The sequence below is a fragment of the Pseudomonas sp. genome, from assembly GCF_035554175.1.
In the GTDB taxonomy this organism is placed as follows: Bacteria; Pseudomonadota; Gammaproteobacteria; order Pseudomonadales; family Pseudomonadaceae; genus Aquipseudomonas.
This window is the reverse complement of record NZ_DATMIV010000050.1, coordinates 335,560-348,555: the sequence shown is the minus strand read 5'-3', so window position 1 is coordinate 348,555 and position 12,996 is coordinate 335,560. Positions and strand designations below refer to the sequence as shown.

The window sequence follows — 12,996 nt, the reverse complement described above, 5'->3', positions numbered from 1 at the left end:
TTGACTAATCAAGTCGAGAAGGCAGCGCCATGAACTCCCTGACCAACACATTTTCACTCGAGCAACAGCTGAAGCTGCAGGCTTACGATCGCTGGCATCGGGCATTTGATGATGACGCACTGCGAAGCGAGTGCCCGGATACCTGGCATGAGGAACTCCTGCGCCAGGCCGATGAAATGGACAGACTGGGTTTAGTGGACTGGCAGGAGTGGCGAGAACTGCGAGTCGAGGCAGACGAGGCCTATCTGCGCGCTGCGGCGGGAGGGGACTATCACGACTGATGCGTTGCAAGCTCAAGATCAGTTGTCTGTGACAGAAATTGAACTTTGCCACAGTCACGAGCTTCCACTGCTTCAGGTTACAACCTGCCAGCTCCCGGCACTGCAGCTGAATTCTCCACCTGAATCAAGGGCTGAACGTGACGACTCCAACGCATAAGACTTCTCTTCGCCGGGCAATCACCGGCCCGATGCTGTTCCTCTTTATTCTCGGGGATGTTCTGGGAGCAGGCGTTTACGCACTCGCCGGAACGATTGCAGGAGAGGTTGGCGGGGCCATCTGGGTGCCGCTGCTGGTGGCACTGTTTTTTGCGATGTTGACTGCCGGTTCTTACGCCGAGCTGGTAACGAAGTATCCGCATGCTGGCGCGGCTTCCGTGTTCGCCGAAAAAGCCTTCAAATCTCCGCTCGTTTCCTTTCTTGTCGGCTTTTGCATGCTGGCTGCTGCGGTGACCAGCGCGGCCGGTTTGTCGCTGGCATTTGCGGGTGATTACCTCAAAGCCTTCGTTGACGTACCGCCTCATATTGCGGCGCTGGTGTTCCTGCTGGCGATAGGGTTACTCAACGCGCGCGGTATCAAGGAATCGCTTGGGGCCAACCTGGTCATGACGTTGATCGAGCTGTCAGGTTTGATTCTGGTGATTGTTGCCGCTGCGTGGTTTTTCCGCACCGGCGAGGCGGATTTGGCTCGCACACTGTCGTTCAAGCCTGGCGTCAGTCCGGTGCTTGCGGTGTTGGGCGCGGCGTTGCTCGCCTTCTATTCCTTTGTGGGATTTGAAACTTCTGCCAATCTGGCCGAAGAAATCAAAGACGTTCGCAAGGTCTACCCCCGCGCATTGTTCGCGGCTTTGCTGACCGCAGGTGTCGTTTACATCGCGGTGGGTGTGGCCGCTTCTTCGGTTCTGTCCACGGAGCGCTTGCTGGCGACGTCGGCGCCGTTACTTGAGGTCGTGCGAGTATCCACGTTGAATATTCCACCGGCACTGTTCTCGTTCATCGCACTGATAGCGGTCGCTAACGGTGCGCTTTTAACCATGATCATGGCCAGTCGCTTGACGTATGGCATGGCCAATCTGGGACTGTTGCCGGGCGTTCTGGGTGCGGTTCTGCCGAAACGACAAACCCCATGGGCGGCAATTGTCGCAACCACTGTGGTGGCAATTGCCCTGACGCTAACGGGTACCCTGGCGACGCTGGCGCAAACGGTCGTTCTGCTGTTGCTGTTCGTGTTTCTCAGCACAAACGTTGCGGTGCTGGTTCTGCGCCGCGACGTAGTCGAGGAAAGTCACTTCCGAGTTCCCACATTTGTCCCGATGCTTGCTATCGCGTCTTGTCTGGTGCTGCTCAGCCAGCAGGGCTGGGAGACCTGGTTGCGGGCGGGTGCATTGATCATCGTGGGAATGCTGTTGCACGGGTGCTCTCGTATCCGCCTGTCGGCAATCAGTAAACCTGGCTAGCGCACCGCAATAGATGAGGAACGTTCCAGAAAGAACAGGGAACCCCAGAAACGACAAAGCCCTGAATAATCAGGGCTTTGTCGGTACAAAATATGGCGGAGGCGATGGGATTCGAACTCATGGACCTGTTACAGTCGACGGTTTTCAAGACCGTTGCCTTAAACCACTCGGCCACACCTCCGTTTGCGTTGCGGGCGCCATAATACCTGAATGAAACACACTGTCAAACTCTCTGCATGGCTTGTTACAGAGCGTCTGTTATGATCTTTGCGACTGAACGTTTCAAACCAACAGGAGTGTCGCCATGCGCGAACAGGATTACGCAGTTAATAACAGCGTGCAGGCTGAGCAGCTAGAGGTTAGCCGCGTCCTGCGCAACACTTATGGTCTCTTGGCTCTGACCCTCGCATTCAGCGGCGTGATGGCCTTCGTAGCCCAGCAGATGCGTGTCGGCTACCCGAACATCTTCGTGGTGCTGATCGGCTTCTACGGGCTGTTCTTCCTCACCAACAAACTCCGTGATTCCGCGTGGGGCCTGGTGTCCGCTTTCGCGTTGACCGGTTTCATGGGTTTCCTGCTCGGCCCGATCCTCAACCGTTATCTGGGCATGCAGGGCGGCGCCGAAGTGGTCAGCTCGGCATTCGCCATGACCGCGCTGGTGTTTGGTGGTCTGTCGGCCTACGTGCTGATCTCGCGCAAGGACATGAGCTTCCTGAGCGGTTTCATCACCGCCGGTTTCTTTGTCTTGCTGGGCGCGGTGGTCGCAAGCTTCTTCTTCCAGATCAGTGGCCTGCAACTGGCGATCAGCGCCGGTTTCGTGCTGTTCTCGTCGGTCTGCATTCTGTTCCAGACCAGCGCGATCATCCACGGCGGCGAGCGCAACTACATCATGGCGACCATCAGCCTGTATGTATCGATCTACAACCTTTTCGTCAGCCTGCTGCAACTGTTTGGCATCATGGGCCGCGACGATTGATCGTAACGCTTTGAACAAAAAACCCGCTTCGGCGGGTTTTTTGTTGTCTGGAGAAAGGTCCCGGTTCAGTTGATGACGATGCTGCCATCCGCTTGCTGGCGGTAGATCGTGTAGGGCAGCAGCAAGGTATCGAGCGCGCCGGATAGCACGGCATCGACCAGCACCACGGGGATCGCCGCATTGCGATGATCATCGGGATCGATACCTGACGCCAGCGGAGCGTTCAGCGTGCAAAAGTCATAGGCGAGGCCGCTGTAAATTCTCGGCACCGCCCCGCAGTAACTCTTTTGTTCCTTGAGCCCGTCAACGGCAGCCTGATCGTTGCGAACCACCGTTTGTATCGTGCCACAGCCGTTGAGCAGCAATGCCGCGAGCATTAATACCTGGATTTTCATATCGCCATTCCCTAGCCAAAAAAGGCGTCAATCATACGTCGGTACGCGCACAAGAAAGCACCTAGGCCATCGGCGGCAGTCGCCGTTTGACCGGGGTTTTTTTGACAATAGATGTGTTGGTTTCGGCCAAGGTGTTGAGGCGGTCGAGCAGGGTGTCGAGTTGTTCCATCGAGCGCACATGCAGGCGAGCGATAAAGCAATCTTCGCCAGTCACCTTGTCGCACTCCGTGAATTCGGGAATCGACAGAATCTGCCGCTCTACCTCCTGCAATTGCCCCGGCAGCGGCCGGACCCGAACGATCGCCTGCAATTGATAGCCGAAGCATTTCGGATCGATCTCCACGGTGTAGCCCTTTAGCACGCCGCGCTCTTCCAGACGCCGCAACCGCTCGGCCACGCTTGGCGAGGACAAGCCGCTGATCTGCGCCAGTGCCTTGAGCGAGCGCCGCGAATCTTCCATCAGCGCGCTGATGAGGATCTGGTCGATATCGTCAGTCATGAGCAAAGTCCCGATTAGGCAGAGGGCGCGAATCACCCTCGATAAAAAAGGCAAAGATCGAGTTTAGCCTGCTTTATGCGCTGGAGCAGCCCGGTGTGCGCTTGGCATACTTTTGCCATGTTTACACTACAGGCTCAGGAGAAGAAATGATGGACAACGTAATCCGTCGCGGCTCGCTGGAAATGACCGCCGCCATGCTGATATCCGGGACAATCGGCTGGTTTGTGCTGGTGTCCGGGCAATCCGTACTGGACGTGGTGTTCTGGCGCTGCGTGTTCGGCGCCGGCACTTTGCTGTTGATCTGCGCCGCGTTCGGCTTCCTGCGTTCAGGCATTCTGACCCGCACCACATTCCTGCTGGCTGTGCTCAGCGGGGGCGCGATTGTTGGCAACTGGGTATTGCTGTTCGCTTCCTATTCCCGCGCTTCGATTGCCATCGGTACCGCCGTCTATAACGTGCAACCGTTCATGCTGGTCGGCTTGGCTGCGTTGTTTCTCGGGGAAAAAATCACTGTGCAGAAGCTGTTCTGGCTAGCGATTTCGTTCGTGGGCATGCTCGCGATTGTCAGCGCACATGGTACCCACGGCGACAGCGGCAATGACTATCTGCTGGGAATCGCTTTGGCGTTGGGTGCGGCGTTGTTGTATGCGATTGCCGCGCTGATCATCAAGCGCCTGACCGGTACGCCGCCGCATCTGATTGCACTGATTCAAGTGTGCACCGGGGTGTTACTGCTCGCGCCGTTTGCCCACTTCGATGCGTTGCCGCAAGGCGCCGATGCCTGGGCCAGTCTGGTGACCCTGGGCATCGTTCACACCGGTCTGATGTATGTGTTGCTGTACGGCGCGATTCAAAAATTGCCGACCGCATTGACTGGCGCGCTGTCCTTCATCTATCCGATTGCGGCGATCTTTGTTGACTGGTTCGCCTTCGGCCATCGCCTCGAATTGCTGCAGTGGGTCGGCGTCGCGGCGATCCTGCTCGCCGCTGCCGGCATGCAACAAGGTTGGGGCTGGAAAGCCCGGCGGCTGGCGACGCCGTAAGAGTCAGATGTTCCAGCGCGGCGCGGTGGCCGCCAGGCGCTGGCGCATTTCGCTGATGTTGGCAGCAAGTTGCCGGGTCAACATCCGGTAGCCGTCCAGCGTATTGGCAACCGGCGCATCCAGTTCCGCGCCCGGCAGTTCCATTGGCCGATCAAGCCGCTGCGAGGCGCCGGTTTTCAATGCGCGAGCCATGCCGATCAGTTGCACGCGAATCTGCCGGTGTTCAGCCTTGAGCGCTGTTTGCAGATGGGCGGTGGCCTGTGGGTCGGTGGCGTTGGGGCGGATGTTGCCGAGGATTTCCAGGGTGCTGATGCACATCCGCAGGTTGCGCTGAAGCGCATCCAGTTCGGTCATGGATATTTTCACTTCCTTGGACACCGACGGCATCAGCGAACGCAACTGCACCATCACCGCACCGAGCTTGCTCATCAGCCGCACATGTTCATCAGTGCTGATCGGCTCACCGCTGATGATACGGCCATAAACCGTAGCGCAGTCGCGCAAGGCATCGGCGAGGTTATAGCGCCACGAATACACCGCGTAGAGCGGCAAGGCGAAGGAAAAGGCCAGGGCCAGGGCGATACCGATCAATATATCGACGCCACGCCACAAACCATCGGTGATCGGGTTGTCGCCATGCCCGGCGACGATGAACACGGTGATGGCCGAGAGCAGGGCGGTATAGCCGCCTTTTCCGATCGCGTGATAAGAGAAAAAACCGCACACCACGGCCATCGAAAAGTAAGTCAGCCAAGGCATGCCCAGCCAGGCATGCTGCGCCACCAATGCCAGTCCGACACCCGCGCCGATCAAGGTGCCGATGGCGCGCTCGGCGGCTTTTTTGCCGATATTGCCGTGATGCTGCAAACCGCCGATGACCACCAGCATGGTCACCGAGGCCCATTCGCCGTGGGGCAGGCTGATGCCGGTGGTCAGCAGAATCGTCGCCAACAATCCCAATGCCACCCGCAACGAGTGGATCAGTCGCGCGTGGCGGTAGCGCCGATACGGATCAAGCAGCGGTCGCAGGATCCGGCGCAACAGCGGTGGCCATCGATGGGTGCTGAATCTACTCAGTGCAAGGCCCTCGTCAGAAAATGTAATCGGTGGTCAGGAAACTCGAATCGCGCCCGCGAATGATTTCGCTGATCAGATCCTTGTTGCTCTCCTGGAATTTGGTCGCCACCAGCGTGCGGATCGAAAACACCCGCAACGCATCGTGTACCGACAGCGTGCCTTCGGCAGAGTTCTTGCGACCGTTGAACGGGTAGGTGTCCGGGCCGCGCTGGCACTGGGCGTTGAGGTTGATTCGGCCGACCTGATTGGCGAACGTGTCGACCAGCCGCCCGACCGCCACCGGGTTGGTGCCGAAAATGCTCAACTGCTGGCCGAAGTCGGATTCGAGCACGTAATCGATCACCGTATCGAGGTGACGGTACGGCACGATCGGCACCACCGGGCCGAACTGTTCTTCCTGATAAACGCGCATTTGCGGATTCACCGGGTACAGCACCGCCGGGTAGAAGAACGAAGCATGAGATTCGCCGCCATTCGGATTGACCACCTGCGCACCTTTGCTTTGCGCATCCGCTACCAGACCGTGCAGATAATCAACCTTGCCTGACTCCGGCAGCGGCGTCAGCGCCACGCCGCTGTCCCACGGCATGCCCGGTTTCAGCGTGGCCAGTCTGGCGTTGAATTTCTCGATGAAGCTGTCAACGACATCCTCATGGACAAACAGTATTTTCAGTGCAGTGCAGCGCTGGCCGTTGAACGATAGCGAGCCTGTCACCGCTTCGCTCACTGCGTTGTCCAGATCGACCTCGGGCAAAACGATGCCAGGGTTCTTTGCATCCAGACCCAGCGCGGCACGCAGGCGGTGCGGTTTCGGGTGCAGTTTCTTCAGGTCGCTGGCGGCTTTATTGGTGCCGATGAAGGCGAAGATGTCGATCTTGCCGCTGGCCATCAATGCACTGACGGTCTCACGGCCGCTGCCGTAGATCACGTTGATCACGCCGGTCGGGAAGCTGTCACGGAACGCTTCGAGCAACGGGCGGATCAGCAGCACGCCGAGTTTGGCCGGTTTGAATACCACGGTGTTGCCCATGATCAGCGCCGGGATCAACGTAGTGAAGGTTTCGTTCAGCGGATAGTTGTAAGGCCCCATGCACAGGGCGACGCCAAGTGGTACGCGGCGGATCTGGCCGAGGGTGTCCTGCTCCAGCTCGAAACGGCTGGAGCGGCGGTCAAGTTCTTTCAGGGCGTTGATGGTATCGACGATGTAGTCGCAGGTGCGGTCGAACTCTTTTTCCGAGTCCTTGAGGTTCTTGCCGATCTCCCACATCAGCAGTTTCACCACCGCTTCGCGCTGCTCGCGCATGCGGCCGAGGAAGGCTTCGACATGCTGGATGCGTTCGGCCACACGCATGGTCGGCCACAGGCCCTGTCCTCGGTCATACGCGCGGACGGCGGCGTCCAGAGCGGTGAGGGCGGTTTCGGCATCCAGCAGCGGTGTGCTGCCGAGGATCACTTGCTCTTCGCCCGTCTCACCTCGCACATAGACCGGGCTGCGCACCTGCGCGAGCGGGCCGTCCCAGCGGCGCAATTGCCCGTCGACCAGGTATTCGCGTTGCTCGACCTGGTCGTCCAGGCGGTATTTTTCCGGGATGTCGCTGACAGAAGGGAACAGGTTGCCAAGGATGTTTGCTGTGGTCATGTCGCTACCCTGTGTTGAAACCGGCGTGCCGATCAAAAAGTCTTGTGAAGGTTATACGCCTGAATGCCCTCGGATTTAACCCTGTGAATGTCATGCGAATGTCACGCAGCGGTGCAGGGCAGGAGGGCAGGAACAACGCCGTTTCCCCTGTGGGAGCGAGCCTGCTCGCGAAGACGACGGCACACTCAATACCTTCATTGGCTGACCTGACGCATTCGCGAGCAGGCTCGCTCCCACAGTCGAGCGTGTACATCCATCAATCCGTCTTCGGTAATGAAGCTTTTATGACAAAAGTTCGGTAGCACATAGCCAGTCCGGTCATGCCTGTGTAACGCGCTTGAGGAGCCTTTAGGGGCGCACTTTGCAAGCCGACGCGGGACGCCGGGAGTGAGGCAATGGGGACTATGGAACGCTATTCGAAAGTGGGCATGCAGGAGCTCGATCAACGTCTGTCGAAGATCGTCGAGGCCGCGCGCAAGAAGCCTGTTTCGGTGTATCGCTACGGCGCGCCGTGGGTCTGGATTGTCTCGCAGGATGACTGGCAGGGCGCCTTGAAAGAGGTCTCCAGCTACATTCCGCCGGGCCATTCGCTGGTCTTGTTGCGTCCGCAGATCGACGACCTGCTCGACACCCACCGCGACCTGCTGCACGACCTCAATGCCCAACCCGGCATGCTCATTCCCGCGCAAACGGTCATGCACATCCTGCTCCTGCAACTGCTGTATTCGGTGCCCAGCGAACAGCAACTCTATGAACAGCTCAACTACAACCTGCTGTTCCGCTGGTTCGTCGGCCTGGGCCTGAACCAGAAGGTCTGGAGCTTCAACGCCCTCAGTCGCGACATCGCCACGCTGCTCAACGAGCCGCGCGCGGTGCTGTTGATTCAGAAAATCATCGGCGAAGTGTTCTGCGGCGCCTTGCTGCAAATGCCTGAGTTCTCGCTGAACTTCGCGCTGTTGCACACCTGGCTGGGCAAGCACACCTGCGCCACAACGATCAGCAATTGACGCAACACACCGGGCGCTAACGCCATCAGGTCATCGCGAATTTCAGGGGGTAGTGTGGAACGGATTTTCACGTCACGGCTGGCGCTGTGGGGCTGGCTGCTGGTGACGGCGGGCGCGCAGCCGGCGCTGGCCGAGGAGGGCGCAGAGGCGCCCGCCGCGCAGCGTCTGGTCGACGTCAACGAGTACTTCGTGCGCGGCAACACCGTGCTCGATGCGCGGGCGATCGAGGAAGCGGTGTACCCGTACCTCGGCCCGCAAAAAGCCTTGAGCGACATCGAAGGCGCCCGCGATGCGCTGCAGAAGGCTTATCAGGAGCGCGGCTACCAATCGGTGTTCGTCGAGCTGCCCGAGCAGGCCGTGGCCGATGGCATCGTCTATTTGCAGGTCAGCGAAACCAGGGTCGGCCGGGTGCGTGTGGTCGGTGCCAAACACTATTCGCCACTGGACATCCGCGACAACGTACCGGCGCTGAAGGAAGGCGAGGTGCCGGACTTCGCCAAGGTCCAGGGCGAACTGGCGCAACTGAATAAAACCCCCGGACGCCAGGTCATGCCGTTGGTGCGTGAAGGCCAGCGCCCCGGCACCATGGATGTCGATCTGCAGGTCGAAGACCAGAACCCGTGGACTGCCAGCGTCGGCCTGAACAACGACTACAGCGCCGACACCGAGAAGCTGCGCAGCGTCACCAGCCTCGGTTACAACAACCTCTGGCAGCTCGGCCACAGCGTCAACCTGACGTTCTTCACTGCGCCACAGGAAACCGACAACGCCAAGGTCTGGTCGGGCTCCTATACCGCGCCGCTGAGCGAACGCTGGAGCGTGCAGTTCTCCGGTTACCAGTCGGACAGCAACGTGGCCACGATCGGTGGCAGCAACGTGCTCGGCAAGGGCCATTCCTATGGCGTTGCGGCAATTTACACGTTGCCGTCGAGCGGCAACTGGTCGAACTCGCTGTCGGCCGGCATCGACTTCAAGGACTTCGACGAACGTCTGAGCCTGTCCGGCGAAAGCGACAAGGTGCCGTTGAAATACGCGCCGTTCACCTTCGCCTACAACGGTTATCGCTACAGCGAAAAGAGTCAGCTCGGCCTCGGCCTGAGCTTGGTTGCCGCCACCCGCAGCGTATTCGGCTATGGCAGCGACGACGAAGATTTCGACTACAAACGCTACCGCGCCAAGCCGAGTTTCGCCGTGCTCAAGGGCGACACCAATTACACCTGGACCTTCGACAACGACTGGCAGAGCGCAAGCAAAGCCGCATTTCAACTGGCCTCGGGGCCGCTGGTTTCCAACGAACAATTTTCCGCCGGCGGCGCCACCTCGGTGCGCGGCTATCTGGCTGCCGAGCGCACCGCCGATGACGGCTACCTGCTCAGCCAGGAATTGCGCACACCGTCGCTGGCGAAATTTGCCGGCACGTGGATTCAGGACTGGCGCTTCTATGCCTTTGCCGAAGGTGCGCAGCTGTATCTGCGCGACGAACTGCCGGATCAGGACGCCAACTACGCCCTGGCCAGCGTCGGTCTCGGCACCCGCGCCAGCCTCAGTAAATGGCTGTCCGGCAGCCTCGATTGGGGCTACCCGCTACTCGAAGGGCCGAACACCTCGAAGCAGGAATCGCGCCTGCACTTTAACCTTCAAGCCACTTTTTAACGGAGCACGTCCATGCAACGCCTTTTCCTTTCGTTGTTGATCTGCCTGGGCTTCGTGCTCCCGGCCACGGCTCAGGCCTGGTGGCAGGACGACTGGCATTACCGCAAACAGATCGCCGTCGACACCACGCCGCAAGGCGCGGCGATCAATCAGGCGCTCGGCCGCACCGCGTTGCTGGTGCGCCTGCACACCGGCAACTTCACTTTCGACGGTGTGAAAGAGGACGGTTCGGATCTGCGCTTCGTCGCCGCCGATGACAAAACCGTGCTCAACCATCAGATCGAGAGTTTCGACGCGCTGATGGGCATGGCGCTGATCTGGGTTGATGTGCCGAATGTCGAGGGCGGCCAGCGCCAGGACATCTGGATGTATTACGGCAACCAGAAAGCCCCGGCCACCGGCAACGGCCAGCTGACGTTCGATCCGAATTACACCGCGCTGTATCACTTCGACGGCGCCACCGGCACCCCGGCGAAAGACACCACGGCGTATGGCAACACCGCGCAAAGCGCGACCGGCGTAGCAATAGATGGCGTCGTAGGACGCGCCTTGCAGTTCAGCGGTCAACCGTTACTGCTGCCGGCCAGTCCTTCGCTGCAGCACAACGCTGGCAGCGCGTTCACCTTCAGTGCCTGGCTGCGTCTGGATCAGGCCAGTGGCGAGCAACTGATTCTGGCCCGCCGCGAAGGCGCGCAAAGTCTGCTGATCGGCGTCAGCCAGGGCCTGCCGTTCGTCGAGATCAACGGCCAGCGTGCCGCCGCCACGCAGGCGCTGACGCCTGCGCAATGGCAGCACGTGGCGCTGACCGCCGAAGGCGCGAAAGTCACGCTGTATCTCAATGGTCGCGAAAGTGCGGTTCTGGCCCAGGCGATGCCAGCGTTCAACTCGGTCATGGCCATCGGCGCCGATCTGCATGAAGGTGCGTTCCAGCCATTCGCTGGCGCCATCGACGAACTGCGCCTGTCGAAAGTCGCCCGTCCCGCCGCGCTGTTGCTCGCCGATGCCACCTCGCAAGGCGCCGAGTCGAAACTGGTGGCTTACGGCGTCGACGAAGAGCAGTCCGGCTTCGGTTTCGGCAGCCTTGGCTTCCTGCTCAACGCGGTGCCGGTCGACGCGTGGGTGATCATCGCCGTGCTGGTGCTGATGATGTTCCAGTCGTGGATCATCATGCTGCGCAAGAACCGCAGCCTCAGCCGCGTCACTGCGGCCAACGAAGACTTCCGCGTGCAGTTCGCCAAAGTCGGCACGCGTCTGGAAATGTTCGCCGACGACGCGCAACTCGCCCAGCGTCTACAGCATTCGTCGCTGTGGCGCCTGTATCTGGTGGCCGTCAAGGAAATCCGCACCCGCCGCGAGCAGGGCGCCGATACCTCGTCGGTTTCCGCCGCGACCATCGAAGCCATCCGCTGCTCGATGGACGGCGTGCGCACCCGCGAGAACCAGCAACTGAGCTCGAAACTTTCGACCCTGTCCAACGCCATTGCCGGCGGCCCGTACATCGGCCTGCTCGGCACGGTGCTGGGGATCATGGTGGTGTTCCTCGGCACGGCGATGGCCGGCGACGTCAACATCAACGCCATCGCGCCGGGCATGGCCGCCGCTCTGTTGGCCACGGCGATGGGCCTGTTCGTCGCGATCCCGGCGCTGTTCGGCTACAACCGCCTGATCACCCGCAACAAGGAAGTCAGCGCCGACATGCGCGTGTTCGTCGACGAGTTCATCACCCGCCTGGCGGAGATGCACGGCGAGAGCCAGTTCAGTGAGTCGTCGCATCAGCGCGGCCATCACGCCAACCACTCTGTACCGGCCTGAGGAGCACTGCCATGGCGTCCGTAAATGCCTCCCATGACGATGACGAAGATGCCGCGGTGGACAGCATCAACATCACTCCACTGGTCGACGTGCTGATGGTGGTGCTGGTGATGTTCATCCTCACCGCCACCGCGCAGGTGTCCGGGATCCAGATCAACCTGCCCAAGGCCAGCGCTTCGGTGTCGCTGTCCGAGGCCAAGACCAAGGCGATCTCGGTGAATGACGGCGGCCAGGTGTTCCTCGATGCCTATCCGGTGACGCTGGCCGAACTGGAAGAACGCTTGCGTATCGAGAAGGCACAGAGCCCGGATTTCCCGGTGATCGTGCGCGGCGATGCGACGGTGCAGTACCAGAAAGTCATCGAAGTGCTCGATCTGCTGCGCCGGCTGGAACTCTCCCAGGTCGGTCTCGTCACCGGCAAACCGAGTCAGGGCTGAGTCATGACCGCACAACTCCCGATCGAGCCGCTGCCCGTGAAAAAGTCGCCATTGCGCTATGTGAAGTGGGGCGCCGGTTTGCTCATCGGCGCGCTCGCCGCGTGGTTCCTCTGGCAATGGGCCAACGACATGGCCGGTGTGCGTCGCGAAGCACCGAAGGTGCCGACGATCATTCCGTTGCCGCCACCACCACCTCCGCCGCCTGAGAAACCGCCGGAGCCGGAGACACCGGTAGAGGAAAAAGTCGTCGAACCCGAGCCAACGCCCGAGCCGGAAGAGGTCAAGCCCGAGGAAGAGGCGCCACCATCGCCGGCGGACGATCTGGCCAACCCGATGCAAATGGACGGCGATGCTCAGGCCGGCAGTGACGCTTTCAACATCGGCGCAGGCAAGGGCGGCGGCATGGCCGGTGCCGGCGGCGGGCGTTTGGGCACGGGCACCTACAGCCAGTTTCTCGCGTTCACTTTCCAGCGTTTGCTGCGCGAGAACCCCGAGCTGCGCAACCTCGCGTTTTCGCTGCAGGCCGATGTCTGGCTGAGCAGCGTCGGCGAGATCACCCGCGTCGAGCTGGTCAAGTCCAGCGGCAACCCGCAAATCGATACCCAAGTGCTGGCCGCGCTGCGCGGTGCGCCGGCCCTCAGCGAACGGCCTCCGGCCTCCATCACTTTGCCTGTGCGCCTGTCCCTGCAAGGGCGGCGTCCGGGTTAATTCACTTATTCAGTG

General features: G+C 60.4%; 13 protein-coding genes and 1 tRNA gene. 9 read left to right on the top strand and 5 right to left on the bottom strand.

Annotation, left to right across the window (positions count from 1 at the left end):
* Nucleotides 1–29: 29 nt before the first annotated feature.
* Both VNV36_RS22970 and VNV36_RS22965 read left to right on the top strand, forming a co-directional pair.
* The gene (locus VNV36_RS22970) at nucleotides 30–281 is read left to right on the top strand and encodes a hypothetical protein (protein WP_325720864.1); all 252 of its coding nucleotides are present in this window, start codon (nucleotides 30–32) and stop codon (nucleotides 279–281) included.
* A 188-nt stretch (nucleotides 282–469) separates the two neighbouring features.
* A complete protein-coding gene (locus VNV36_RS22965) occupies nucleotides 470–1,735 on the top strand; it encodes an APC family permease (RefSeq protein WP_325720942.1) in 1,266 nt (421 codons plus the stop codon).
* A gap of 93 nt (nucleotides 1,736–1,828) precedes the next feature.
* Here the strand turns inward: VNV36_RS22965 and VNV36_RS22960 are convergent.
* Nucleotides 1,829–1,916, bottom strand: a tRNA-Ser gene (locus tag VNV36_RS22960).
* A gap of 123 nt (nucleotides 1,917–2,039) precedes the next feature.
* Here VNV36_RS22960 and VNV36_RS22955 point away from each other — a divergent pair.
* Nucleotides 2,040–2,711 (top strand): Bax inhibitor-1/YccA family protein, encoded by a 672-nt coding sequence (locus VNV36_RS22955; protein ID WP_325720862.1) that lies wholly within the window; start codon nucleotides 2,040–2,042, stop codon nucleotides 2,709–2,711.
* 65 nt (nucleotides 2,712–2,776) lie between these two features.
* Here the strand turns inward: VNV36_RS22955 and VNV36_RS22950 are convergent, their stop codons facing one another.
* A complete protein-coding gene (locus tag VNV36_RS22950) occupies nucleotides 2,777–3,106 on the bottom strand; it encodes a YceK/YidQ family lipoprotein (RefSeq protein WP_325720860.1) in 330 nt (109 codons plus the stop codon).
* 61 nt (nucleotides 3,107–3,167) lie between these two features.
* A complete protein-coding gene (locus VNV36_RS22945; protein ID WP_325720858.1) occupies nucleotides 3,168–3,605 on the bottom strand; it encodes an Lrp/AsnC family transcriptional regulator in 438 nt (145 codons plus the stop codon).
* A gap of 149 nt (nucleotides 3,606–3,754) precedes the next feature.
* Here VNV36_RS22945 and VNV36_RS22940 point away from each other — a divergent pair, with 149 nt between their 5' ends.
* Nucleotides 3,755–4,648 (top strand): DMT family transporter, encoded by an 894-nt coding sequence (locus VNV36_RS22940; RefSeq protein ID WP_325720857.1) that lies wholly within the window; start codon nucleotides 3,755–3,757, stop codon nucleotides 4,646–4,648.
* Nucleotides 4,649–4,651: 3 nt separating this feature from the next.
* Here the strand turns inward: VNV36_RS22940 and VNV36_RS22935 are convergent, their stop codons facing one another.
* Together VNV36_RS22935 and VNV36_RS22930 are read right to left on the bottom strand one after the other, a co-directional pair.
* Entirely contained in the window at nucleotides 4,652–5,692 is a 1,041-nt protein-coding gene (locus VNV36_RS22935) for an FUSC family protein (protein ID WP_325720940.1), read from the bottom strand.
* A gap of 46 nt (nucleotides 5,693–5,738) precedes the next feature.
* Entirely contained in the window at nucleotides 5,739–7,364 is a 1,626-nt protein-coding gene (locus VNV36_RS22930) for an NADP-dependent glyceraldehyde-3-phosphate dehydrogenase (protein WP_325720855.1), read from the bottom strand.
* Nucleotides 7,365–7,759: 395 nt separating this feature from the next.
* On the opposite strand from VNV36_RS22930, the gene VNV36_RS25870 reads away from it, so the two are divergent.
* The 5 genes from VNV36_RS25870 to VNV36_RS22905 are packed head-to-tail and all read left to right on the top strand — an operon-like array spanning nucleotide 7,760 to nucleotide 12,981.
* Entirely contained in the window at nucleotides 7,760–8,371 is a 612-nt protein-coding gene (locus tag VNV36_RS25870; RefSeq protein ID WP_414705534.1) for a transposase, read from the top strand.
* 54 nt (nucleotides 8,372–8,425) lie between these two features.
* Complete coding sequence (locus VNV36_RS22920) at nucleotides 8,426–10,024, top strand: ShlB/FhaC/HecB family hemolysin secretion/activation protein (RefSeq protein ID WP_325720853.1); 1,599 nt, start codon at nucleotides 8,426–8,428, stop codon at nucleotides 10,022–10,024.
* A gap of 12 nt (nucleotides 10,025–10,036) precedes the next feature.
* Nucleotides 10,037–11,836, top strand: coding sequence for a DUF2341 domain-containing protein (locus VNV36_RS22915; RefSeq protein ID WP_325720851.1), 1,800 nt, complete (start codon nucleotides 10,037–10,039; stop codon nucleotides 11,834–11,836).
* Nucleotides 11,837–11,847: 11 nt separating this feature from the next.
* The gene (locus tag VNV36_RS22910) at nucleotides 11,848–12,273 is read left to right on the top strand and encodes an ExbD/TolR family protein (protein WP_007915482.1); all 426 of its coding nucleotides are present in this window, start codon (nucleotides 11,848–11,850) and stop codon (nucleotides 12,271–12,273) included.
* A gap of 3 nt (nucleotides 12,274–12,276) precedes the next feature.
* Nucleotides 12,277–12,981 (top strand): energy transducer TonB family protein, encoded by a 705-nt coding sequence (locus VNV36_RS22905; protein ID WP_325720842.1) that lies wholly within the window; start codon nucleotides 12,277–12,279, stop codon nucleotides 12,979–12,981.
* The last annotated feature ends 15 nt before the right edge of the window (nucleotides 12,982–12,996 follow it).

Coding starts and splice junctions, on each gene's coding strand:
- VNV36_RS22970 (WP_325720864.1), top strand. CDS start 30: ATGAACTCCCTGACCAACACATTTTCACTCGAGCAACAGCTGAAGCTG.
- VNV36_RS22965 (WP_325720942.1), top strand. CDS start 470: ATGCTGTTCCTCTTTATTCTCGGGGATGTTCTGGGAGCAGGCGTTTAC.
- VNV36_RS22955 (WP_325720862.1), top strand. CDS start 2,040: ATGCGCGAACAGGATTACGCAGTTAATAACAGCGTGCAGGCTGAGCAG.
- VNV36_RS22950 (WP_325720860.1), bottom strand. CDS start 3,106: ATGAAAATCCAGGTATTAATGCTCGCGGCATTGCTGCTCAACGGCTGT.
- VNV36_RS22945 (WP_325720858.1), bottom strand. CDS start 3,605: ATGACTGACGATATCGACCAGATCCTCATCAGCGCGCTGATGGAAGAT.
- VNV36_RS22940 (WP_325720857.1), top strand. CDS start 3,755: ATGGACAACGTAATCCGTCGCGGCTCGCTGGAAATGACCGCCGCCATG.
- VNV36_RS22930 (WP_325720855.1), bottom strand. CDS start 7,364: ATGACCACAGCAAACATCCTTGGCAACCTGTTCCCTTCTGTCAGCGAC.
- VNV36_RS25870 (WP_414705534.1), top strand. CDS start 7,760: ATGGGGACTATGGAACGCTATTCGAAAGTGGGCATGCAGGAGCTCGAT.
- VNV36_RS22915 (WP_325720851.1), top strand. CDS start 10,037: ATGCAACGCCTTTTCCTTTCGTTGTTGATCTGCCTGGGCTTCGTGCTC.
- VNV36_RS22910 (WP_007915482.1), top strand. CDS start 11,848: ATGGCGTCCGTAAATGCCTCCCATGACGATGACGAAGATGCCGCGGTG.
- VNV36_RS22905 (WP_325720842.1), top strand. CDS start 12,277: ATGACCGCACAACTCCCGATCGAGCCGCTGCCCGTGAAAAAGTCGCCA.